The 22,716-nt window shown below is 61.3% G+C and carries 19 protein-coding genes; 14 read left to right on the forward strand and 5 right to left on the reverse strand.

Annotation, left to right across the window (positions count from 1 at the left end):
- Positions 1-47: 47 nt before the first annotated feature.
- From C0058_RS17025 to C0058_RS17055, 7 genes are all read left to right on the forward strand, one after another.
- Positions 48-2,276 (forward strand): TonB-dependent siderophore receptor, encoded by a 2,229-nt coding sequence (locus C0058_RS17025; protein ID WP_003218431.1) that lies wholly within the window; start codon positions 48-50, stop codon positions 2,274-2,276.
- Positions 2,277-2,281: 5 nt separating this feature from the next.
- The gene (locus tag C0058_RS17030; protein WP_003218433.1) at positions 2,282-3,133 is read left to right on the forward strand and encodes a PepSY domain-containing protein; all 852 of its coding nucleotides are present in this window, start codon (positions 2,282-2,284) and stop codon (positions 3,131-3,133) included.
- On the forward strand, positions 3,130-4,245 hold the full coding sequence (locus C0058_RS17035; RefSeq protein WP_003218435.1) for an ABC transporter substrate-binding protein: 1,116 nt from the start codon (positions 3,130-3,132) through the stop codon (positions 4,243-4,245). The genes C0058_RS17030 and C0058_RS17035 overlap by 4 nt, the downstream gene beginning before the upstream one ends.
- The gene (locus tag C0058_RS17040; protein WP_023658859.1) at positions 4,242-5,309 is read left to right on the forward strand and encodes an iron ABC transporter permease; all 1,068 of its coding nucleotides are present in this window, start codon (positions 4,242-4,244) and stop codon (positions 5,307-5,309) included. The genes C0058_RS17035 and C0058_RS17040 overlap by 4 nt, the downstream gene beginning before the upstream one ends.
- A 26-nt stretch (positions 5,310-5,335) precedes the next feature.
- Positions 5,336-6,115 (forward strand): ABC transporter ATP-binding protein, encoded by a 780-nt coding sequence (locus tag C0058_RS17045; protein ID WP_102369149.1) that lies wholly within the window; start codon positions 5,336-5,338, stop codon positions 6,113-6,115.
- Between the two features lie 3 nt (positions 6,116-6,118).
- Positions 6,119-7,339 carry an MFS transporter gene (locus C0058_RS17050; RefSeq protein WP_003218442.1) on the forward strand — a complete coding sequence of 407 codons (1,221 nt, stop codon included), beginning with the start codon at positions 6,119-6,121 and terminating at the stop codon, positions 7,337-7,339.
- A 107-nt stretch (positions 7,340-7,446) separates the two neighbouring features.
- Entirely contained in the window at positions 7,447-7,890 is a 444-nt protein-coding gene (locus tag C0058_RS17055) for a hypothetical protein (RefSeq protein ID WP_008436193.1), read from the forward strand.
- A gap of 18 nt (positions 7,891-7,908) precedes the next feature.
- Here C0058_RS17055 and pssA read toward each other — a convergent pair whose 3' ends face one another.
- The gene (pssA, locus tag C0058_RS17060) at positions 7,909-9,252 is read right to left on the reverse strand and encodes a CDP-diacylglycerol--serine O-phosphatidyltransferase (RefSeq protein ID WP_102369150.1); all 1,344 of its coding nucleotides are present in this window, start codon (positions 9,250-9,252) and stop codon (positions 7,909-7,911) included.
- A gap of 125 nt (positions 9,253-9,377) precedes the next feature.
- On the opposite strand from pssA, the gene C0058_RS17065 reads away from it, so the two are divergent.
- Together C0058_RS17065 and C0058_RS17070 are read left to right on the forward strand one after the other, a co-directional pair.
- Entirely contained in the window at positions 9,378-9,929 is a 552-nt protein-coding gene (locus tag C0058_RS17065; protein ID WP_102369151.1) for a TetR/AcrR family transcriptional regulator, read from the forward strand.
- 32 nt (positions 9,930-9,961) lie between these two features.
- On the forward strand, positions 9,962-10,441 hold the full coding sequence (locus C0058_RS17070; protein WP_008436190.1) for a nuclear transport factor 2 family protein: 480 nt from the start codon (positions 9,962-9,964) through the stop codon (positions 10,439-10,441).
- Positions 10,442-10,567: 126 nt separating this feature from the next.
- Here the strand turns inward: C0058_RS17070 and C0058_RS17080 are convergent, their stop codons facing one another.
- Positions 10,568-11,728, reverse strand: coding sequence for a PQQ-dependent sugar dehydrogenase (locus C0058_RS17080; RefSeq protein ID WP_003218452.1), 1,161 nt, complete (start codon positions 11,726-11,728; stop codon positions 10,568-10,570).
- Between the two features lie 30 nt (positions 11,729-11,758).
- Positions 11,759-12,079, reverse strand: coding sequence for a hypothetical protein (locus C0058_RS17085; RefSeq protein ID WP_087692672.1), 321 nt, complete (start codon positions 12,077-12,079; stop codon positions 11,759-11,761).
- A gap of 196 nt (positions 12,080-12,275) precedes the next feature.
- Here C0058_RS17085 and C0058_RS17090 point away from each other — a divergent pair, with 196 nt between their 5' ends.
- Both C0058_RS17090 and ligD read left to right on the forward strand, forming a co-directional pair.
- Positions 12,276-13,124, forward strand: a complete 849-nt coding sequence (locus tag C0058_RS17090; RefSeq protein WP_003218456.1) for a Ku protein — start codon at positions 12,276-12,278, stop codon at positions 13,122-13,124.
- Between the two features lie 11 nt (positions 13,125-13,135).
- Positions 13,136-15,634 (forward strand): DNA ligase D, encoded by a 2,499-nt coding sequence (gene ligD, locus C0058_RS17095; protein WP_102369152.1) that lies wholly within the window; start codon positions 13,136-13,138, stop codon positions 15,632-15,634.
- 18 nt (positions 15,635-15,652) lie between these two features.
- Here the strand turns inward: ligD and lpxO are convergent, their stop codons facing one another.
- Both lpxO and C0058_RS17105 read right to left on the reverse strand, forming a co-directional pair.
- Entirely contained in the window at positions 15,653-16,552 is a 900-nt protein-coding gene (gene lpxO, locus C0058_RS17100; protein WP_102369153.1) for a lipid A hydroxylase LpxO, read from the reverse strand.
- 262 nt (positions 16,553-16,814) lie between these two features.
- Positions 16,815-18,155, reverse strand: a complete 1,341-nt coding sequence (locus tag C0058_RS17105) for an LPS O-antigen chain length determinant protein WzzB (protein WP_102369154.1) — start codon at positions 18,153-18,155, stop codon at positions 16,815-16,817.
- Positions 18,156-18,555: 400 nt separating this feature from the next.
- Between C0058_RS17105 and C0058_RS17110 the strand changes: the two genes are divergently transcribed.
- The 3 genes from C0058_RS17110 (at position 18,556) to C0058_RS17120 (ending at position 22,474) form a co-directional block, all read left to right on the forward strand.
- Entirely contained in the window at positions 18,556-18,942 is a 387-nt protein-coding gene (locus tag C0058_RS17110; RefSeq protein ID WP_008436175.1) for a TIGR03067 domain-containing protein, read from the forward strand.
- 541 nt (positions 18,943-19,483) lie between these two features.
- Positions 19,484-20,722 (forward strand): MFS transporter, encoded by a 1,239-nt coding sequence (locus C0058_RS17115; protein WP_087692676.1) that lies wholly within the window; start codon positions 19,484-19,486, stop codon positions 20,720-20,722.
- A gap of 162 nt (positions 20,723-20,884) precedes the next feature.
- The gene (locus tag C0058_RS17120) at positions 20,885-22,474 is read left to right on the forward strand and encodes an ABC-F family ATPase (RefSeq protein ID WP_008436174.1); all 1,590 of its coding nucleotides are present in this window, start codon (positions 20,885-20,887) and stop codon (positions 22,472-22,474) included.
- The last annotated feature ends 242 nt before the right edge of the window (positions 22,475-22,716 follow it).

The raw sequence follows: 22,716 nt of genomic DNA on the forward strand, positions 1-22,716 counted from the left end.
TGAGATACGTTTGCATTCGCATTGAACACCTCATCATGGAGTGAAGCATGGGCACCCGCGTTCTGTACCGAGACACCCCAGGTTTGCCAATCGATACCGCAGTCCCGCACTTGAAAACCAGTCGCAAGCCCTTGGCAACCCTGATCCATGGCGTTGCCCTGGGCCTGTCGCTGACCCAGATGAACCTTGTGCAGGCCGCCGAGGCGGACACCGATCACGCCCTGGTGCTCGACAGCAGCGTGGTCACCGGGACCCAAGCCGACAGCCCCACCGGACAACAGGCCGGCTACGTGGCCAAGCGTAGCCTCAGCGGGACCAAGACCGACACCGCGCTCAATGAAATCCCCCAGTCGATCTCCGTAGTGACCCGCGACCAGATGGACGCGCAGCAAGTGCAATCGGTGAGCGAAGCGTTGCGCTACACGGCCGGCGTGCAGGCCAACACTACCGCCGCCAGCCAGCGCTTCGACAACCTCTCGATTCGCGGCTTCGACGTGACCAGCACCGGCATGTTGCGCGACGGCTTACGTGGCACCACCACCCAGGCCTGGCCAAAAGCCGAAGCCTATGGCCTGGAACGCATCGACGTGCTCAAGGGCCCGGCCTCGGTGTTGTTCGGCCAGAACGCACCGGGCGGTGTGGTCAACCAGATCAGCAAGCGGCCACTGGACCAGTCGTTCCATGAAGTGCAGCTCCAGGGCGGCAGTTTCGACCGCGCCCAGGGCCAGTTCGACTTCAGCGGGCCACTGGATGACCAGAGGCAATTCCTCTATCGGCTGGTGGGCCTGGAGCGCAGCAGCGGCACCCAGTTCGATCACATCAAGGACGACAAAACCTTCATCGCGCCGTCGTTTACCTGGCGGCCGAACGACGACACCAGCCTGACCGTACTGGCCGATTACTCGGAGGATGAATTCGGCGCGCCCCGGGTGTTCCTGCCGACGGTGGGCACGCTCAAGCCGAACCCGAATGGCAAGGTCAAACACAACGTCTTTCTCGACGAACCCGGCCTGGACAACGGCCGCACGCAATACTCGCTGGGCTACCTGTTGGAGCACCGGATCAACGATGTGTGGAGCCTGAATTCCAGCGCACGTTATGGCCACGTCAACCTGCTGACCAACACCGCCAGCGGCATGTCCCTGGCGCCGGACCTGCGCACCTTGAACCGGTCGGCCTACCGCTTCCGCATCGTCGGCGACGTGTACTCCCTGGACAACAATGCCCAGGCCCGCTGGAACCTTGGCGAGGTGCAGATGGTGTCGCTGCTGGGGGTCGATTACCGGCGCACCCGTGAAGACTATTACCTCAACGGCGGCGCGGCATCGTCGATCGACATCTACAACCCGGTGCACGGGGGTGTGTTCGCGCCGAACACCCCGTTCGCCAGCACCTTGCAGCGCGCCGACCAGACCGGGCTCTACGCCCAGCAGCAGATGACGTTCAACGACCGTTGGGTACTGACCGTCGGCGGTCGCCAGGATCATTCGAGTGCGCGCACCGACAACCGCCTGACCGACACCGGGCAGAAGCAGGACGACAACAAGTTCACCTACCGTGCAGGCCTCGTTTACCTGGCCGACAACGGCCTGTCGCCGTACATCAGCTACGCCACCTCGTTCGACCCGGTGCTCGGCACTGATTTCTACGGCACCAGCTTCAAACCGAGCACCGCCAAGCAGTCGGAAGTCGGCATCAAGTACCAGCCGCCCGGGATCGACAGCTACATCACCCTGTCGCTGTTCGACCTGACCCAGCAGAACGTCAAGACCACCGACCCGAGCAACCCGCTGAACAGCGTGCAGACCGGTGAGGTCAACGTGCGCGGCGTGGAGCTGGAAGGCAAGGCCAGCCTCGCCAAGGGCCTGGACCTGCTGGCAACCCTGACCTACAACGACGCCGAAGTCAGCAAGAGCAACAACCCGCTGGAAAAAGGCAACCGCCCCACCGACACCCCGGAAAAAATGGCGTCGTTGTGGGCTGACTACACCCTGCCCTTTGGCCCGCTCACCGGGCTCGGATTTGGCGTCGGCGTACGCTATATCGGTTCCACCGAGGCCGATGCTGCCAACACTGTGAGCGTGCCCTCCTACACCTTGCTCGACGCGGCGGTGCACTACGATTTCGACAAGCTGATCCCGGCGGCCAAGGGCCTGCGCCTGGCGGTGAATGCCACCAACCTGACCGACAAGCACTATTACGAAGGCTGCTCCCTCTCCAGCTGCAGTGCCGGGTATGACCGCAGTGTCATCGCCAGCCTGCGCTATCGCTGGTAACTGCCATGCGTGGGTGGTGGCTTCGTGTGCATCGATGGCTGGCGCTGAGCGTCGGCCTGCTGCTGGCGCTGATTGGCTTGAGCGGTGCGCTGCTGGAACTCAAGGGGCCGATCCTGCGCTGGGAGGTCGGCAGCCAGGCCTTGGACCTGGCTCCGGTTGAACACGGCGCACTGCTGGATGACGCGCAGTGGATCAGCGCGGCACTGGGTGCCTACCCGCAATTTCAGAAAGTCTTTGGCGCCGCAAAACCGCGCCAGGGTTTCCTGGAATCGGACAACGCGATCGTCTTCGGAGCCCTGGAGGATCGGCCCGGCATCGGCATTGCGATGATCGATCCCTACAGTGCCGAGCCACGGGCATTTTTTGTGTTCGATGACCTGTGGCTGGCGAAGCTGGTGGCGCTGCACCGGGCACTGCTGTTGCCGCCGCCCATTGGCGCCGTCGCCCTGTTTGCCTGTGGCCTGGTGCTGCTGGGCTCGGTGGGCAGCGGCCTGTACCTGTGGTGGCCGGGGCGGCGCAGCTGGTGGAAAGCCGCCAGCTTGCGCCCGGGCAGCCAGGGCCTGCGCCGCCTGCGGGAATGGCACAACGTCGCAGCCGCCTGGCTGTGCCTGCCGTTGGCGGTGATTGCCGGCAGCGGCGCCTGGCTGGCCCGGCCCGACTGGTTCTTCGCCAACCCCGCCGCGATCAAACCGCTGTTCTCCGCCGCCCACGGCCACCTGTTGCTCGGGTTGCCCGGCGCGGCCCTGGCCTTTCTTTGCGGCCTGGCATTGCCGCTGCTCTATCTCACCGGGCTGTTGTTGTGGTGGCGCAAACGCGTCCGCCACGTGCGCCCAACTGTTCAAGGAAATTGTTCATGAAACACCCTCTGTTGTTGCAACGCGGCCTGCTGCTCGGTCTTGGCCTGTTAATGAGCGGCCTGGCCTGCGCCCACACCGTCACCGACCTGGCGGGGCGCAAGGTCGACGTACCGGACAAGGTCTCGCATATCCTGCTGGGTGAAGGCCGGATGATCTACTCGCTGTCGCTCCTTGAAGGCAAGAACCCGTTTACCCGCATCGCCGGCTGGCAAGGGGATTTTCGCGGCCTGGACGTGCAGGGTTACGCCGCGTTCCAGAAGCACTTTCCCGAAGCCGACAACGTACCGTTGGTAGGCGGCACCTCCGCCGAAACCTTCAGTGTGGAAAAGGCCCTGGCGGTACACCCGGACCTGGCGATCATGGCCTTGAGCGGCGGCCATGGCCCGAGCCCCGACAGCGAGGCGGTCAAGCAGCTGGAAGCGGCCGGCGTGGCGGTGATTTTCGTCGACTTCAGCGACCATCCGCTGAGCAACACGGTGCCGAGCATGCGCCTGCTGGGCAAGGCTCTGGACCGTAATCAACAAGCCGAGGACTACATCGCGTTTTACCAGGCCTCGCTGGCCAAGGTCACCGATACCCTGGCCAAGGCCGGGACGGTAAAACGGCCGAAGATCTTCATCGACATGCTCGCCGGCCTGCAGGATTGCTGTGGTTCGCCGGGCACCGGCAACTTCGGGGAAATGATCAAGCTCGCGGGTGGCCGGAACATCGCCGACGGGCGCATTCCCGGCCCGATCGGCACATTGAACGTCGAATACATTCTGTCCAGCGATCCGGATGTGTACGTCGCCACCGGCGTATTCGGCCACGGCCAGGGCGGTGTGACCCTCGGCTATTCGGCCACGCCGCAGCAGGCCAACGACAGCCTCAAGCAAGTGTCCCAGCGCGCGCCGCTGAATGAACTGCGGGCGGTACGTGAAGGCAACGTGCATGGCCTCTGGCATATTTTCTATGACTCGCCGGAACACTTGATCGCAGTGCAGGCCCTGGCCAAGTGGCTGCATCCTGAGTTGTTCGCCGACCTGGATCCGGAACAGACCCGAGCCGAATTGTACCGGCGCTTTATGCCAATTCCGGCCAGCGGCGTATTCACCACGAGCCTTGTGCCGTGACGCAGGTGCAAGCCTGTGCGAGCGCCGATGGCGCAGGTGAGCGCTATCGCCACCGCCATGGACGACGGGTATTGCTGTTGTCGGCGCTGGCGTTGGCATTGGTGGTTTCCCTGGCGGTGGACATCACCACCGGGCCTTCCGGCATGAGCCTGACGCGCCTGTTGCAAGTGCTGTGGGACCCGGCTTCGATGCCGCGAGTGGAGGCGGTGATCGTATGGAATGTGCGCCTGCCTTACGCGTTGATGGCGGTACTGGTGGGCGCGGCACTGGCCCTGGCCGGCGCCGAAATGCAGACGGTGCTGGATAACCCGCTGGCCAGCCCGTTCACCCTCGGCGTTTCCGCCGCCGCCGCCTTCGGTGCAGCCCTGGCCATTGTGCTCGGGATGGGCATTCCTGGCGTGCCGGCGCAGTACCTGATTTCGGCCAACGCCTTTCTGTTCGCACTGGCATCGGTGGCATTGCTGTATCTGTTGGCACGCTGGCGTGGGTTTGGTGTGGAGAGCCTGGTGCTGTTCGGGATTGCCCTGGTGTTTGCGTTCAATGCGCTGGTGGCACTGCTGCAGTTTGTGGCGAGCCAGGACAGCCTTCAGCAACTGGTGTTCTGGACCCTGGGCAGCCTGGCCCGGGCGTCCTGGGAAAAGCTCGCGATCCTCGCTGCGGCGTTGCTGCTGTGCCTGCCGTTTTCCCTGCGTCAGAGTTGGGCGTTGACTGCCCTGACCCTGGGCGAGGAACGCGCCCGCAGTTTCGGGATTGATGTCGGCCGCCTGCGGGTGCTGTCGTTGCTGCGCATCAGCCTGTTGTCGGCGCTGGCGGTTTCGTTTGTCGGCACTATCGGTTTTATCGGGCTGATTGCTCCGCATATCGCGCGGCTGTTGGTGGGTGAAGATCACCGCTTGTTCCTGCCAGCGAGCGTGCTCAGCGGTGGCTTGATCCTGTCGATGGCGTCGATTGCCAGCAAGGCATTGATGCCCGGCGTGTTGATTCCGGTGGGGATTGTCACCGCACTGGTGGGAATTCCGTTTTTCATGGCGATTGTGATGCGTAACCGCCGAGGTGCTCTGTGACCGGATTAAGCACACAAGCATTGAGCATGCACTACGGCAGTCGCAGCGTGCTGCAGGACATTCATCTGCCGGCGTTGCTGCCCGGCACCATCACCGCGCTGATCGGCCCCAACGCTGTCGGCAAGTCGACCTTGTTGCGTGGCATCGCCGGACTGCACAAGGCGCACGGCCAGATCTGGCTGGAGGGTGTCGATCTCAATCGCCTGCCGCAAGTCGAGCGCGCGCAACAAGTGGTGTACCTGCCTCAGAGCCTGCCGGAGCGTACGCGCCTGTGCGCCTTCGAAGCGGTACTGAGTGCGGCCATGGCCGGCCATCGCGGCGCGGGTTTTGCGCCTGGGCGGCCGAGCCCGACGGTGCTCAAGGGCGTGGAAAAAATCCTCGCCGACCTCGACCTGACCGCCCTCGCCGACCGCCCGATCGATGCACTTTCCGGTGGCCAGCGCCAACTGGTGGGCCTGGCCCAGGCCCTGGTGCGCCAGCCTCGGGTGTTGCTGCTGGACGAACCCACCAGCGCCCTGGACCTGTATCACCAGTGCCAGGTGGTGGAAGCCATCACCCAGGCCACCCGCGAACGCAACCTGATCACCCTGGTGGTGGTGCACGACATCAACCTCGCCCTGGGCTTCAGTGATCAGGTGGTGGTGTTGCACAACGGTCAGTTGGCCGCTGCCGGGCCACCGCAAGTGGTGATCAATCAGGCGTTGCTGAAAAACGTCTATGGTGTGAGTGGCCGCCTGGAACAGGTGCATGGCCGCCCGCTGGTGATGGTGGATGCACGACTGCCCTTTTCTCCTGCCCTTGGATAACCGATGAACAGCTCCCAAGACGCTGCACTCGCGACTTTGCACACTGACCGCCCATTCAACCTGAGGCCGCTGCTGTTGGCCAACATGGCCTGCACCATGGCGATGATGGCATTTGTCTCGCTGATTGGCCCGATCGCTCGGGTGCTTGGCCTGGCCACCTGGCAGGCAGGTGCGGCGGTCACCGTGTCCGGGGTGATCTGGATGCTTCTGGCTCGTCCATGGGGCCAGGCCAGTGACCGACTGGGCCGGCGCCGTGTGCTGCTGCTGGGCACCGGTGGTTTCACCCTGGCCTACTGGGCGCTGTGCGTGTTTATCGATGCGTCCCTGCAACTGCTGCCATCGGCCATGTTGGCGTTTATCGGGCTGATTCTGGGTCGTGGCCTGATCGGCGTGTTCTACGCTGCGATACCGGTGGGCGGCTATGCGCTGGTGGCCGACAACATTGAGCCTGAGCACCGCGCCAAGGCCATGGCTTCCCTGGGCGCCGCCAACGCCTGCGGCCTGGTGCTGGGCCCGGCGATTGCTGCGCTGTTGGCGCGTCACAGCCTGAGCCTGCCGTTTTATGCGATGGCGGTGTTACCGCTGTTGGGATTCTTGTTGCTGCTGGCCAAATTGCCGCGCCAGGAGCTGCACCTCAAGCAGCCGCCCAAGCCGGTCAACCTCTCGGACCCACGCCTGCGTCGACCGTTGGTGGTGGCGTTTGTCGCGATGCTGTGTGTGTCGATCGCGCAGATAACCGTGGGTTTTTTCGCGTTGGATCGCTTGAAGATGAACCCGGCCGATGCGGCACAAACTGCCGGTATCGCCCTGACCATGGTCGGGCTGGCGTTGATCTGTTCGCAACTGGTAGTGCGCAAACTGGAGTGGCCGCCGCTGCGGATGATTCGCATCGGTGCGGTGGTGTCAGCCCTGGGATTTGCCGGCAGCATGTTCGCTGATACGGCCTGGATCCTGTGGCTGTGCTTTTTTGTGTCCGCGGCCGGCATGGGCTGGATCTTCCCGTCTTTCGCGGCGCTGGCGGCGAATGCGGTGGATGCGTCGGAGCAAGGCGCCACGGCAGGTTCGGTGGGTGCGGCCCAAGGCCTGGGCGTGGTGGTCGGGCCGTTGGCCGGGACCTTGATCTACGCGATCGAACCTCGCCTGCCCTACTTGGTGGCGGCGGCGCTGCTGCTATTGATCGCGTGCTGGCCGGCGGCACGGCAACCAGGTAACACCCCAGGTTGAGCTACCTGTTATTTCTGACAGTAGACGTCCATCCCTGAAAAGCCTCTGATAAAGCGCGTGGCCACAGCATTAGCTGAGGCCACCTACCTTTTCTGGAGACAAGCACCATGAGCGACGACCTGAATGACTTGACGACATTTACTGACAGAAATTGGAATGGCTGGCACCCGGACCGCCCAGACACCGCAAAGCTTGAGCCACGGACGCCTGGGAACGATCACGAGTTCTACCTCACCAATGCATCCGATGCGGTTCATGAGATGGGTATCTCCAAGTCCTACTCATTCATAAAGGGCACTGAATACACAGTGATCTTTGAATACCGGACCCTATCGGAAACGGACATCATCGTGTTGGCGGGAGGCTTGGAGCAAGCATACGGGCCACATCCACCGTCTCCCGGCTGGACGCGCCTGACTGTCCCTCTTCCGTACGTGAAAGAGGACGGAGGCACTCACCCAATCTCAATCAGACTCTGGTCAAGAAGTGCAGGCAGCGAACCCCATCGCTACGACTTGGACAACATTCTTGTCAGGTCGATTCCGGATTAACCTGCAAGGTCACGGGCCCTACAAAATCCGATACAGCAAACGCTCGATCCGCACCCGGCTGACCCGGCGCAAGAACTTGCCGACTGCCGCCGGGTACTCCACGAGGGTTTCCAGCTGCTGGTAGCGCTCAATACGCGAGGTGTGCTGGAAAATCTCGGCAAGCTCGGTGCGCCGTGGCCCTACCCACTCCCCCTTCGGATCATCGATCAGCAAGGCGTTTTCCAGGTCGAGGCGAAACGCCCGCGGGTTGATGTTATTGCCGGTCAGCAAGGTGTAGCGCTGGTCGACCCACATGCCCTTGAGGTGGTAGGTGTTGTCGCCGTCGCGCCACAGGTGCAGGTTCAGCTGGCCGCTGTCGATCATGCGCTGGTGACGCTTGGCGAAGCGACGCAGGCTGATTTCGTAGAGATACGGTAGCGCGGCGATGACCTTGAACGGCTCGCTCGGCGGGATGTAGAAATCGTTGGCGGTCTTGTCGCCGACAATGATGTCGATCTTCACCCCGCGCGCCAGGGCGCGGTTGATTTCCCGGGTCACCGGCAGCGGCAGGTTGAAGTACGGCGTACAGATGGTCAGCTGGTGCTGGGCGCTGGCAATCAGCTCGCAGATCACCCGGCTCAGGGGGTTGTTCTTGCACACGCCCAACAACGGACTGACCGTCAGGTTGCCGTTGGGCAACTGCCCCGCCGAGGTGTCATACACGGCGTGTTTCAGGCGGCTGCGCAGGTCGCCGATGTCGTTGCGCAGGCTGCGAGTGGTCGGTGGGTTGGGCAGGTCCAGGCGATGCACCGCCTTGGCGGCCACCAGGCCGTGCTCCACCAGGTGCTGCATCGAGTCGGCCAGCGCCTTGTTGTGGATCAGGTGATAACGGTCATAGCGGTACTTGTCGAACTTGTGCAGGTACACGTTATTCAGGCTGGCGCCGCTGTACAGCACGCTGTCATCGATCACGAAGCCCTTGAGGTGCAGCACGCCGAACAGTTCGCGGGTTTGCACCGGCACCCCATACACCGGCACTTCGGTGCTGTGGGACTCGGTCATGGCCTGGTACCAGGCGCTGTTGCCCGGCTGCTTGCCGGCGCCGATCAAACCACGCTGGGCCCGCAGCGAGTCGACCACCACCACGATATCCAGCCCGGGCCGGGCGGCCTTGGCAGCGTGCAACGCGTCGTAGATCTCTTGCCCCGCCTCATCCTGCTGCAGGTACAACGCTACGATGTAGATGCGCTGGGTGGCCTGGGAAATTTTCTCCAGCAGGCAACGGCGGTACTCGGCGGCGCCGGACAGCACCTCGATCGCGTCGGGCGTGAGGGGAAAACCGCGCAGCTTGGGCAACAGGGAGCGTTTGAATAACGACGGCATAGGGCTCGCAATGGGTCGAATCCGAAGGACTCCAGAGCTTACACCATGGGCTGGCTCAGGTCTTCCCGCCCAGGGTTAAAAATAATTAATTGACCAAGGAGAACGATCGTTCTACTGTAATCTCCATGAACGATATCACTCGCGACATTATCCTCGACGTTACCGAAAAGTTGATCTACCGAAATGGCATCGCTGCCACCGGCATGGATCTTCTGGTGAAAACCGCCGGCGTCTCCAGAAAGAGCGTCTACCGCTACTTCGCCAACAAGGACGAACTGGTGATTGCCGCCCTGCAACGCCGCGACGAGCGCTGGATGCACTGGCTGCGCAGCGAAGTTGAACGCCATGCCACCACGGGCGAGCGCCTGCTGGGTGTGTTCAGTGCGCTGAAAACCTGGTTCGGCTCCGACGACTTTCGCGGCTGCGCCTTCATCAACACCAGCGGCGAGACCGGCGACCCGCACAACCCGGTGCGCCAACTGGCCAAGGCCCACAAACAGAAACTGTTCGAGTACGCCCTCGAACTGTGTCAAGCACATGGCACCCCCGACCCGGAACGCCAGGCCGCGCACCTGCTGATCCTGATTGATGGCGCCATTACCGTTGCCCTGGTGATGGGCGACACCACCGCTGCCGATAATGCGCAATCCATGGCGCGAACCCTATTGCAACTTTGACCTGACTTTTAAACCTGTTAAGGAGCCGTCCCATGTCATCCAACGCAGAAATACGCCCGCCGTTGCCGCCGTTTACCCGTGAGTCGGCGATTGAGAAAGTTCGCCTGGCCGAAGACGGCTGGAACTCCCGGGACCCGCAACGGGTGTCCTTGGCCTATACCCTGGATACCCAATGGCGCAACCGCGCCGAGTTCGCCCACAACCGCGAAGAGGCCAAGGCCTTCCTGACCCGCAAATGGGCCAAAGAGCTGGATTATCGGTTGATCAAGGAGTTGTGGGCGTTTACCGGCAACCGCATTGCGGTGCGCTATGCCTATGAATGGCATGACGACTCCGGCAACTGGTTCCGCTCCTACGGCAACGAGAACTGGGAGTTTGACGAGAACGGCTTGATGGCGAACCGGTTTGCCTGCATCAACGACATGCCGATCAAGGAAAGCGAGCGCAAGTTCCACTGGCCGCTGGGGCGGCGTCCGGATGAGCATCCGGGGTTGTCGGAGCTTGGGTTGTAGGCTCGACGCTACACAACTGTGGGAGCGGGCTTGCTCGCGAAGGCAATGGCTCAGCCAACATCTCCAGCGACTGACCCACCGCTTTCGCGAGCAAGCCCGCTCCCACATTGGTATTTGCCGTATCCGTCAGTCCTGGTTCAAACCCACCCGATACAACACGCCGTTATCTTCATCCGTGAGCACATACAGGTAACCATCCGGGCCCTGGCGCACATCGCGGATCCGCGCTTTCAGGCCGCCCAGCAGTCGCTCTTCGTGGATGACCTTGTCCCCATCGAACTGCAAGCGAATCAACTCCTGGCTGACCAATGCCCCGATAAACACGTTGTGCTGCCAGGCCTTGAACCGGTCGGCGTCGTAGAACGCCATGCCGCTCACACCCGGGGATTTTTCCCAGACGTGGTGCGGTGCAACGGTGCCTTCGACCGTCTTGCCCTTGGCCTCGGGAATCGGCGTCAGGGAATAGTTGATGCCATGGGTCGCCAGCGGCCAGCCGTAGTTTTTCCCTCGTTCAATGATATTGATCTCATCCCCGCCGCGCGGGCCATGTTCGTTTTCCCAGAGTGTGCCGCTCCACGGGTTGAGTGCCGCACCCTGGGGGTTACGCTGGCCGTAGGACCAGATTTCCGGCCTCACGCCTTCCTGGCCGACAAAGGGGTTGTCTTCCGGTATACGACCATCCGGGAAGATCCGCACCACCTTGCCTTGCAGCTTGTCGAGGTCCTGGGCGGTGGGCCGGTCGTTGTTTTCCCCGAGGGTCACGAACAGGTACCCATCGCGGTCAAACACCAGCCGCGAGCCGAAGTGGTTGCCCGTGGACAGCTTGGGCTCCTGACGCAGGATCACCTTGAAGTCTTGCAGGCCGCTCAGGTCATCGCTCAAGCGCCCACGCCCGACTGCGGTGCCTGCGGTGCCATTCGTGCCGCCACCCTCGGCGTAGGACAGGTACACCAGGCGGTCCTCCTTGAAGTCCGGCGACAGCACCACGTCCAGCAGGCCGCCCTGCCCTTTGGCAAACACCTTCGGCACGCCACTCAGGGGCGCGGACAGTTTGCCGTCCGGGCTGACAAACCGCAGGTTGCCGGGACGTTCGGTGACCAGGAAGCCTTGCTTGTCCGGCAGGAACGCCACCGCCCACGGGTGATCGAGGCCCTTGGCAATCGGGGTGACGGTGATACTCCCTTGCTCGCTGGGAAACTGTTGGGTGGCGGCCGCCGAGACAGGCAGCGCCAGGGGCAGCAAGGCAGCGGCGCAGAAGGTCGCTAGAAGGGTTTTGCGTAACAGCATACGGTGGGTTTCCTTGTCGTCTTTACACACTCAATCGCCGCGATTGCCATTGGCGTCACGGGTGGGAGCCTTGGGCTGGATAGCCGGCGGGGTCTGCGCGCCGTCACGGCGCTGGACGCTGTTGCCGATACCGCCGTTTTGCAGGGTCGGCGGCCGCTGTGCCGGCGGGATGTAGGTGCCGCGCGCAGCCGGTGCGTTGGGCTGGGTGCCCTGCATGCTGTTGGGGTTGGCCTGGTGGATGGGGCCGTTGTAGGGGTTGTTGCTGCTGCCGGGCAGGTTTTGCGCCTGTGCCAACGAACTCAAGGCCAGGCCCAACGCCAATACGGCAAGGTTGCGCAAACGGGTGTTCATGACAAAGCCTCTCTGGGCGCAAGTAATACGTGCTTTCGATAACACGCTACGCCTTGGGTTCGGCTTTGGTAACTAAATAGTTTCTCATCAGGTGTAACACGATCTGTCTGAAACCCTGGTGCCAGCCGGCTGGCCAGGGAAACTTTTGCCGAATCCGCCCTGTCACCTGAAGACCACACACTTCAGGAATACCGACATGCCACGGGCTATCTGGAAAGGCGCAATCAGTTTTGGCTTGGTGCACATCCCCGTGTCACTGGTCTCGGCCACGTCCTCCCAGGGCGTCGACTTCGACTGGCTGGACAAACGCAGCATGGACCCGGTGGGTTACAAGCGCATCAACAAGACCACCGGCAAGGAAGTCACCAAGGAAAATATCGTCAAGGGCGTGGCCTACGAGAAAGGTCGCTACGTGATCCTCAGCGAAGACGAAATCCGCTCGGCCCACCCCAAGTCCACCCAGACCATCGAAATCATCGCGTTTGTGGCCAGCGACCAGATCCCGTTGCAGAACATCGACACGCCCTACTTCCTGGCCCCCGACAAGCGCGGCGGCAAGGTGTATGCCCTGCTGCGCGAAACCCTGAAGAAAACCCGCAAGGTCGCCCTGGCCAACGTGGTGCTGCACACCAAGCAGCACCTGGCGGCACTGATGCCGCTGGAGTCGGCGCTGGTGCTGGTGATGCTGCGCTGGCCTGCCGAAGTGCGTGGCCTGGACGAGTTGGAATTGGGCAGCGACGTGACCAAACCGACATTGGCCAAGGGCGAACTCGACATGGCCAAGCGTCTGGTGGAAGACATGAGTGCCGACTGGCAGCCGGACGAATACCGCGACAGCTTCCAGGAAAAGATCATGGCGCTGGTGGCGAAGAAGGCCAAGGCCGGCAAGATCGAAGACGTGGAATCCAGCGAAGGTGTCGACGAGCGCAAATCTGCGGACGTGATCGACCTGACGGAGTTGCTCAAGCGCAGCCTGGCCGGCAAGCCCGCGACCAAGGCTGCAGCCAAGAAACCTGCCGCGAAAAAGACCAGCAAGGCTTCATGAGGTAGACCGCCATGGCCAAGCCCCTGAGTGAATACAACGCCAAGCGCGACTTCGACGTGACCGCCGAACCCGCCGGCAGTGCGCCTCGCGCCAGGAACCGGGCGCATGCCCTGTCGTTCGTGATTCAAAAGCACGATGCGCGCAACCTGCATTATGACTTTCGCCTGGAGCTCGACGGCGTCCTCAAAAGCTGGGCGGTGCCCAAGGGCCCAAGCCTCGACCCGAGCCAGAAGCGCCTCGCGGTGCATGTGGAAGATCATCCATTGGGCTACGGCAGTTTCGAGGGCAGCATTCCGGCAGGCCAATACGGCGCTGGCGATGTGATCGTGTGGGATCGCGGTGTATGGCAGCCCCACGATGACCCGCACAAGGCCTACGCGGCCGGCAAGCTGAAGTTCAGCCTGATCGGCGAAAAACTGGCAGGCGACTGGACGCTGGTGCGCACCCGACTCAAGGGCAGCGGCGACAAGGAGCAGTGGTTGTTGATCAAGGAGAACGATCAGCAGGCACGCCCGGTGGCTGACTACGATGTGGTCCAGGCTGAACCGAAAAGCGTGCTGAGCGACGCAACGGTGGGGGCTGCGAAAAAGCCCGCAGCGCCGAAGAAAGCCAGGCGCAAGCCCTCAACCGACCTGCCCGATCAACTCGCGCCACAGCTGGCGACACTGGTGGACCGTGCACCGGAAGGCGATTGGGTGTACGAGATCAAATTCGACGGCTATCGCATCCTCGCGCGGATTCGCGATGGCGAAGTTCGGCTGTTCACCCGCAATGGCCATGACTGGACCGATCGCCTGCCACGCCAGGCCAAGGCCCTGGAAGCCCTGAAGCTCAAGGACAGTTGGCTTGACGGTGAGGTGGTCAGCCTGAACGCCGACGGGCTGCCGGATTTCCAGGCGCTGCAAAACGCCTTTGATATCGGCCGCAGCCTGGACATTGTCTATTACCTGTTCGATGCGCCGTTCCTGGACGGCCGCGACCAGCGCGAAGCCGCTGTCGAAGAGCGCCGCACCGCACTGAAGGACGCGGTTAGCCGCAGCAAGAGCAAGCTGCTGCGCTTCTCCGAGTCCTTTGCTGCCAACCAGCGGGATATCTTCGAAAGTGCCTGCGACCTGGCGCTGGAGGGCGTGATCGGCAAACGTGCCGGCAGCCCCTACGTTTCCAGGCGCAGCCCGGACTGGATCAAGCTCAAGTGCCGGCTGCGCCAGGAATTCGTGATCGTAGGGTTCACCCGCCCGCAAGGTTCGCGCAGCGGGTTTGGCGCGCTGTTGCTGGCGGTCAATGATGACAGCGACCTGGTGTATGCCGGGCGCGTAGGTACCGGATTCGATCAGGCCGCGCTGAAAAAGATCAGTGCACAGTTGAAGGCGCTGGAACGCCAGACTTCACCGCTGGCCAAGCCCCTGACCAGTGCCCAGGCACGCGGCGTGCACTGGGTCGAGCCGCAGCTGGTGGGCGAAGTGCAATTTGCCGAATGGACCCGCGAAGGTGTGGTGCGCCAGGCGGCGTTTGTCGGGCTGCGCACCGACAAGCCGGCGGAGCAGATTGTGCATGAGCAGCCGCGGACGGCCAAATCGCTGAAGGAAAAACCCCGCAAAAAGACGGCGGGCACCGGCGCCGTGGCTGGGGTCAGGATTACCCATCCGGACCGAGTCATCGATGCCCAGAGCGCTACACAGAAACTGCAACTGGCACAGTTCTATGAGGGCATCAGCGAATGGCTCCTGCCCTTTCTGCGCAACCGGCCGGTGTCCTTGCTCAGGGCACCGGAAGGCATTGCCGGCGAACAGTTTTTCCAGAAGCACTCCGAGCGCCTGTCGATCCCGAATATCAAGCAACTGGACCAGGCCCTGGACCCGGGCCATGCGCGGCTGATGGAAATCGACAGCCCGGCCGCGCTCATCGGTGCCGTGCAGATGGGTACCGTCGAGTTGCATACCTGGGGCGCTACCGCTGACAAGATTGAAACCCCGGACCTGTTTGTGCTCGACCTCGACCCGGACCCGGCACTGCCGTGGAAAAGCATGCTTGAAGCGGCGCAACTGACCTTGTCGGTACTCGATGAACTGGGGCTTGAAGCGTTCGTCAAGACCAGCGGCGGCAAAGGCCTGCACCTGGTGGTGCCGCTGGCGCGCCGCGACGGCTGGGACTCGGTAAAAGCCTTCGCCAAGGCCATCGCCCAGTTCATGACGCTGCAGTTGCCTGAACGCTTTACCGCGACTTCGGGCCCGAAGAATCGCGTGGGCAAGATCTTCATCGACTACCTGCGCAACGCCCGGGGCGCCAGCACGGTAGCCGCCTACTCGGTGCGGGCGCGGCCCGGCCTGCCGGTATCGGTACCGGTGAGTCGTGATGAGTTGAAGAGTTTGCACAGCGCCCAACAATGGACGGTGGCTAACCTGCACGAGCGTTTGCAGGGTTTGAAGAAGGACCCGTGGGCGGGTTATGCCAATCGGCAGAAGATCAGCAAGAAGATGTGGGAGAAGCTGGGGGCGCATCCGCCAGGCTGATGCGCTCCGCTGCCCGGTTCAGATGAGGATGAAGATCGCGGCCAGGCCGGCAAAGATCGCCCACTTTTCCAGGTAGTAACGGGTGCGGTTGCGTTTCTTCAACTCCTTGCCCCGCAGGCGAATCTTGTACAGCCGGGTAAACGCACGGTTCAGGCCGCCGGTCTTGTCACCGGCATCGTTGGGCGAACCGGCCGCGGCCATCACATTGCGGCTGAACCAACGGTTGAACGCGGCCGCCCAGCGGTACTTCATCGGGCGTTCGATATCGCAGAACAGAATGATCCGGTTCTGCTCGGTGGTGTTTTCGGCGTAGTGGATGAAGGTCTCGTCAAACATCACCGGTTCACCGTCGCGCCAGTAGTAGTTTTCACCGTCCACGTTGATGTAGCAGCCCGGGGAGTTGGGCGTGTCCAGGCCCAGGTGGTAACGGTAGGAACCGGCATACGGGTCACGATGGCGTACCAGCTTTGAGCCCGGTGGCAGCTCGGCAAACATCGCGGCCTTGATCGAGCCGATGCTTTGCACCAGCTCGGTGGTGCGCGGGCACAGCTTCATCGCCGAAGGATGGCTGTCGCCGTACCACTTCAAATAGAAACGCTTCCAGCCCGACTTGAAGAACGAATTGAAACCCACGTCATTGTACTGGTCGGAGCGCTTGATCTCGCCTGCGCGCAGCAGGTTCTGGCCTTCCTCGCGGATCTCTTGCCAATGCTCCTGAAGCGGGCTCAGGTCGGGAAAGTCGCTGGGGGACAGGTACGGTCGGCTGGGCAGTTTGGAAAAGAGGTAGAGAAAGCAGTTCACCGGAGCCAGGAAGGTCGAGTGATCACTGAGCTGGCGCCCCAGCTTGTGGCGCACCCGGCCACGCAGGTGGACATACGCAATAGAGGCAATGTAGAGAGCAACAATGATGAGTTTCAAGGTATTCGTCACAAGTCAGAAGAGAACAGGCTGCTCCCGCGTGCCCACAACGGCCGAGGATTGAAGATGCAGCACCTGAAATCACAATTCACAAAACCGGCAACACGAACGGCTGGGTGACAATCCGGTCGTGGCCATTGGCAGCTATTTTAGCCACACTTTGTAACCAAAGGTTAATCAAGATTTGTGAAAAGGTGTCCAGTGAGTGTGCCAGGAAGAGCAGCAGCGGGCTTGCCGGGCGGCCTGCCCGCTGCTGAAGGCGTCAGCTTTTCGGTTCATCATCCTTGCGTGTACGCAGAGAAAGCCGATATTCATCCAACTCCGAGTAGGGTACGGCTTCGCGTCGTGCCAGCAGATGGCGGCCCAGCGCAATCAGTATACCCACGGTCAACCCTGCCAGCAGGCTCAGTATCATAACCAGGGCTTTCTTGGGCTTGATCGGGCTCAGCGGCTCTTGGGCACGACGGTCAATGGTTACCAGCTTGAGGCCACTCATGTCGATATTCAGGCCTCGCAAACGCGCGACTTCCGCTCGTAACGGTTCAACATCCTGCAAGAAAATGTCTTCATTCCCGCGATTTTTCAGCACCTCCACTTCACGGTTGACCTCCAGCATCTGCAACTCTTTGCCAATCTGTGCAATGCGGCTGTTGGTAAAGTCGTCGCTCGTACGCGCCTGCAACGCGGCACGTTCCGCCTCAAGCGCCTCTGTACCGAGGAAGTACAGCGGGATTTTCTGGTTGTTGACCTCGGTGCGCATTACTTGATTCGAGCCGCTACGCGAGGCATCTGCCATGGACGAAGGAGTGGTCGGGGTCTTGATGCCCATCGACTTGGCGATGGAAATGGCCTCCGCCAGCTCTGCCAGCCGGTCCGTGCGCTCCATTTTCATCTGTAAGCGCAGGGCACCCAGTTCGTCCTCCAGCTTGGCCCGTTTGAGCCTGTCGGCTTCAAGCAGCTTGGCAATCTTCGATTCCTTGTCGGTTTCGTAATTGGAGCGCGCCGCGTCGATTTTGCCCTTGAGTTCGTTCAAGCGGTTATTGACGATCACTTTAAGGTCAGCACCGACCTGGGCACGTTCCGAATCAATTGCGTAGTCTACAAAGCCGTTGAGAATCGCTACCCCGTCGATGTCTGCCGGGTATTCCAGCTCAAGCTTGATATAGCTGCTCAGGGAGTCGGACTTCTTGGGATCGGGCAGGCTCAGGTTGATGGAGTTTCGATTGAATTCTTCAAAACTCTGCTCGAGGCTTTGCCCGGTTTTCTGGAACGCCTTGAACAGGTCCTCATGGGACTTGAAAAACCCCAGGCGCGCTTCGTATGAGTCCAGTTGCGCCCCCACTTTGTTCAGGGCGTCGGCCGGCGGCAACTTATAGACTTCGGAGCGGTTCAGAGCATCCAGCTCATTGATGGCAGCCGGGCGCAGCACACTGCTGACCTGATACTCCCGCGGGGCCAGAAAAGCGTAGCCCGCCCCCAGCACCCCCGCCAGAATCGTACACCCCAGCACCAACTTCTTTTGCCGCCAGATACCATGACACAGTTCAAACAGATCAATTTCGTCCGATGCCGCATGAGCGTGGAGCCGAGGAGTTTTATTCAAAACTGATGCACCTTAAAAAGTCGACAGTCAGCGGTCACACATATTCATCAAATACTGAATGGCCGCTTGAAAATCAGGGACAACGCCCTGTACACAAGACACGAACGGTCTACCGATGGTCATCGGACCACCTCGATCATGGAAAAATCCCACATCACCGTAGATTGTTTTCGTTCAGATTACGCAGGAGCCCCTACCCTGGTGCTGAGCGTAGACGAACTTGTAAAGAACCGTTTCCGAATCAACGCACAAAATGGCGCTAAATACCCGTGAATACTGGGAAAATTCGTACGCAACAAAGAGAAACCAGACAATTCTCACAAAATCGATTCAGCTTATCCGTCAGGCATCTACGCACCAAGGTATTGACTGCTCGTTTTTTAACCAAAAAGGAATTTGTATGACACGTGCTTCAAATGCGGATTTCCAGGCGCTCCAGGGGGCATGGGAACAAACGGCGCTGGAAGACAATGGTGTGCTCAATCCCACGGATGAACACAGCGCGCCAGGCGCGATCACGACAATCTCGGGCGATCAATTCCAGGTGGTGACGGTCGACGGCGAGGTTTTACTGGCAGGCAGCTTCACGCTCGATGCCAGCACGGCACCCAAAAGCATTACCTGGGTTGACTCGATGGGAGAGGATGCCGGCAAACAGTTACCCGCGAGTTACCGGCTGGAAGGTGATCACTTCGTGTTTATTGCGGCAGATGAAGGCATGCCCCGCCCTACCCGCTTCAGTACCGGCCCAGGGCAAACCATGCGCACGTTCGTGCGCAAACCCTGACACGGATATACATCCGTTCCTGCGACATGGTTTTCACATGGCCTTCACGTGTTGACCTATAGGGTGAAGGCTACCTACTCCAGTGAACACCTTGGCCCGTCTACCCCACGGGCCTTTTTTTGCCTGCACGGCAGCCAATCAGCACGGGCGCTTGATGGCGGTGAGGGTGTAGCACGGGGCAGTTGAGCGGGCTGGTTTTGATACCTGGGCTGACAGCATGTCCATTGCGTCTCCAATATGTTCCGGTCATTGCGACAAAAGAAGTCCGCCCTACACCGAAAGCCTCGCCATCCTTGAACCGGTAAAGAGCCTTCACTGTAGGGCGAACGGACGGAAAATAAGCCAGGCTTATTGGATGTTCAACTGTTAACAATAAAAAGCCCTGAAAAAGCCTCGATCAGCGCTATTTTTCGATGCAAATGGCTCCACTTTGTAAATGTTTTTGCTTGTATTGCCATACGAGTGCAACGCCGCCTTCAGAAACTATACCTTCATGCCATGGGTCACTACTGCTACCGACCTCTTGCCTGAAGACCGTGCCATGGCCACTCGCTCTGACCTGCGCAACACCCTGTCCCTGGACAGCCTGAACTTCTTCCTGGCGGACGTGCGTGACGGACTGGGGCCGTACCTGGCGATTTATCTGCTGGCCGTGCACCACTGGGACCCCGCCAGCATCGGCGTGGTCATGACCCTGGCCGGCATCGCGGCCCTGCTCACCCAGACGCCGGCCGGCGCATTGATTGACCGAACCCGCAGCAAACGGGCAGTGATCGTGATCGCCGCGCTGCTGGTGACTGCCAGTTGCCTGCTCCTGCCCTTCGTCAGCTCCTTCAGCCTGGTGGCGCTGACCCAGGCGGCCAGTGCAGCGGCGGCCTCGGTGTTTGCGCCGGCCATCTCGGCGATTTCCCTCGGGATCACCGGGCCGCGCGCTTTTACCCGGCGCACCGGCCGCAATGAAACCTTCAACCACGCCGGCAACGCGGTGGCGGCCCTGCTCGCTGGTGGGTTCGCCTACCTGTTCGGCCCGGTGGCGGTGTTCTATCTGATGGCAGTCATGGCTGCGGCGAGTGTCATCGCGGTCAGCTGCGTGTCAGCCCAGGCAATCGACCACGAAGTCGCACGGGGTTTCGACCCTGCGCATGGCACCGGCCATGAACAACCGTCGGGGTTGGCCGTGCTTCTGGCGAACAGGCCCTTGATGCTGTTTGCCATCTGCTGCGCGCTGTTTCACCTGGCCAATGCGGCCATGCTGCCGCTGGTCAGCCAGAAGCTGTCGCAGATCAACCTGCAGATGGCCACGCCGCTGACCTCGGCCTGCATCGTCGCGGCCCAGTTGGTGATGGTGCCGGTGGCCTGGCTGGTGGGCGTGAAGGCCGACGTGTGGGGGCGCAAGCCGTTGCTGCTCGCCGGTTTCATGATCCTGCCGCTGCGGGGCGTGTTGTATACGCTGTCCAGTGATCCTTATTGGCTGGTGGCGGTGCAGATGCTTGACGGGGTCGGCGCCGGGGTGTTCGGCGCGCTGTTTCCGGTGATCGTCAAAGACCTCACCCAGGGCACCGGACGCTTCAATGTCAGCCTGGGCGCGCTGTCCACGGCATTCGGCCTCGGCGCGGCCTTGAGCAGCAGCCTGGCAGGTTTTGTCGTGCAGTGGGCGGGTTACAACGCCGCGTTCCTGACCCTGGCCGGCGTGGCGGCCGTCGCATTGGGGCTGGTGTGGGTGGCAATGCCGGAGACTCGGGCGAATCCATCCGTGCAGCGCCATACAACTCCCGCCTGACATATGCGACAATGCGCGCCAAATTCCAACATGCACCCATTTTTCTGCTCAGCGACTGGGCCCCAAGCCTTGATGTCGCTGCCGACGTATGCCCGTTGGCCTGGGCCACAAAATGGGCCCGGCTCAAATTAGCGCACTCCAAGCTATTGATAGGTAAAGTAATTGATCTCCACAGCTAACATCACCATGCAGTTCGGCGCCAAGCCGCTATTTGAGAACGTTTCGGTCAAGTTCGGCGCAGGCAACCGTTATGGCCTGATCGGTGCCAACGGTTGCGGCAAGTCGACTTTCATGAAAATCCTCGGTGGCGACCTCGACCCGTCGGGCGGCCAGGTCATGCTGGAGCCGAACGTGCGCCTGGGTAAACTGCGCCAGGACCAGTTCGCCTACGAAGAATTCACCGTACTCGACACCGTGATCATGGGTCACGAAGAGCTGTGGAAGGTCAAGGCCGAGCGCGACCGTATCTACTCGCTGCCGGAAATGACCGAAGACGACGGCATGGCCGTGGCCGAGCTGGAAACCGACTTCGCCGAGATGGACGGCTACACCGCCGAATCCCGCGCCGGTGAGTTGCTGCTGGGCCTGGGTATCGGCATCGAGCAGCACAACGGCCCGATGAGTGAAGTGTCACCAGGCTGGAAGCTGCGTGTATTGCTGGCCCAGGCGCTGTTTTCCGATCCGGAAGTGTTGCTGCTCGACGAGCCAACCAACCACCTGGACATCAACACCATCCGCTGGCTGGAAAACATCCTGACCCAGCGTAACAGCCTGATGATCATCATCTCTCACGACCGTCACTTCCTGAACAGCGTCTGCACCCACATGGCCGACCTGGACTACGGCGAGCTGCGCCTGTTCCCGGGCAACTACGACGAATACATGACCGTGGCGACCCAGTCCCGCGAGCAGTTGCTGTCGGACAACGCCAAGAAGAAAGCGCAGATCTCCGAGCTGCAATCCTTCGTCAGCCGCTTCTCGGCCAACGCCTCGAAAGCCAAGCAGGCCACTTCCCGTGCCAAGGCGATCGACAAGATCCAGCTGGCCGAAGTCAAGCCATCGAGCCGCGTCAGCCCGTTCATCCGCTTCGACCAGACCAAGAAGCTCCACCGCCAGGCGGTCATCGTCGATCGCATGGCCAAGGGCTTTGACGGCAAGACGCTGTTCAAGGACTTCAGCTTCCAGGTTGAAGCCGGCGAGCGCGTGGCGATCATTGGCCCGAACGGTATCGGCAAGACCACCCTGCTGCGTACCCTGGTCAACGAACTGACCCCGGATGCCGGTACGGTCAAGTGGACCGACGCGGCTGAACTGGGCTATTACGCCCAGGACCATGCTTCAGACTTCGAAGACGAGTCCAACCTGTTCGACTGGATGGGCCGCTGGACCAAGGAAGGCGAGCAAGTGGTTCGCGGCACCCTGGGCCGCATGCTGTTCTCCAACGACGAGATCCTGAAGTCGGTGAAGGTGATTTCCGGTGGCGAGCAAGGTCGCATGCTGTTCGGCAAGCTGATCCTGCAAAAGCCGAACGTGCTGATCATGGACGAGCCGACCAACCACTTGGACATGGAGTCCATCGAGGCGCTGAACCTGGCGTTGGAGAACTACCCGGGCACGCTGATCTTTGTCAGCCATGACCGGGAGTTTGTGTCGTCCCTGGCCACCCGCATCATCGAGCTGAGCCCGAGTGGGGTGATCGACTTCAGCGGGACTTATGACGATTACCTGCGTAGTCAGGGTGTGGTTTTCTAAGAGCCGCCGGTAGTTTGAAATGCGAAAGCCCCGTCCAGTGTGATGGGGCTTTTTTTTGGGGTATGGCTCTGCTTTTCTGTGGGAGCCGTCGAGCTTTAGCGAGGCCGCGATAGCGGTGTGCCAGGCAACATCTTTATTGACCATGCCGCCGCCTTCGCAGCCTCGCTAAAGCTCGACAGCTCCCACACTTTACCGCGTCCGCTTTAGTCGTCCCGGGCCAGGGAGGCCCCATGGATCCAAAG

Origin of the sequence: Pseudomonas sp. NC02, assembly GCF_002874965.1 — a bacterium.
Classification (GTDB): domain Bacteria; phylum Pseudomonadota; class Gammaproteobacteria; order Pseudomonadales; family Pseudomonadaceae; genus Aquipseudomonas.

Bases quoted from the DNA above. Each gene is read 5' to 3' on its own strand.
- C0058_RS17025 (WP_003218431.1), top strand. From the start codon at position 48: ATGGGCACCCGCGTTCTGTACCGAGACACCCCAGGTTTGCCAATCGAT.
- C0058_RS17030 (WP_003218433.1), top strand. From the start codon at position 2,282: ATGCGTGGGTGGTGGCTTCGTGTGCATCGATGGCTGGCGCTGAGCGTC.
- C0058_RS17035 (WP_003218435.1), top strand. From the start codon at position 3,130: ATGAAACACCCTCTGTTGTTGCAACGCGGCCTGCTGCTCGGTCTTGGC.
- C0058_RS17045 (WP_102369149.1), top strand. From the start codon at position 5,336: ATGCACTACGGCAGTCGCAGCGTGCTGCAGGACATTCATCTGCCGGCG.
- C0058_RS17050 (WP_003218442.1), top strand. From the start codon at position 6,119: ATGAACAGCTCCCAAGACGCTGCACTCGCGACTTTGCACACTGACCGC.
- C0058_RS17055 (WP_008436193.1), top strand. From the start codon at position 7,447: ATGAGCGACGACCTGAATGACTTGACGACATTTACTGACAGAAATTGG.
- pssA (WP_102369150.1), bottom strand. From the start codon at position 9,252: ATGCCGTCGTTATTCAAACGCTCCCTGTTGCCCAAGCTGCGCGGTTTT.
- C0058_RS17065 (WP_102369151.1), top strand. From the start codon at position 9,378: ATGAACGATATCACTCGCGACATTATCCTCGACGTTACCGAAAAGTTG.
- C0058_RS17070 (WP_008436190.1), top strand. From the start codon at position 9,962: ATGTCATCCAACGCAGAAATACGCCCGCCGTTGCCGCCGTTTACCCGT.
- C0058_RS17080 (WP_003218452.1), bottom strand. From the start codon at position 11,728: ATGCTGTTACGCAAAACCCTTCTAGCGACCTTCTGCGCCGCTGCCTTG.
- C0058_RS17085 (WP_087692672.1), bottom strand. From the start codon at position 12,079: ATGAACACCCGTTTGCGCAACCTTGCCGTATTGGCGTTGGGCCTGGCC.
- C0058_RS17090 (WP_003218456.1), top strand. From the start codon at position 12,276: ATGCCACGGGCTATCTGGAAAGGCGCAATCAGTTTTGGCTTGGTGCAC.
- ligD (WP_102369152.1), top strand. From the start codon at position 13,136: ATGGCCAAGCCCCTGAGTGAATACAACGCCAAGCGCGACTTCGACGTG.
- C0058_RS17110 (WP_008436175.1), top strand. From the start codon at position 18,556: ATGACACGTGCTTCAAATGCGGATTTCCAGGCGCTCCAGGGGGCATGG.
- C0058_RS17115 (WP_087692676.1), top strand. From the start codon at position 19,484: ATGGCCACTCGCTCTGACCTGCGCAACACCCTGTCCCTGGACAGCCTG.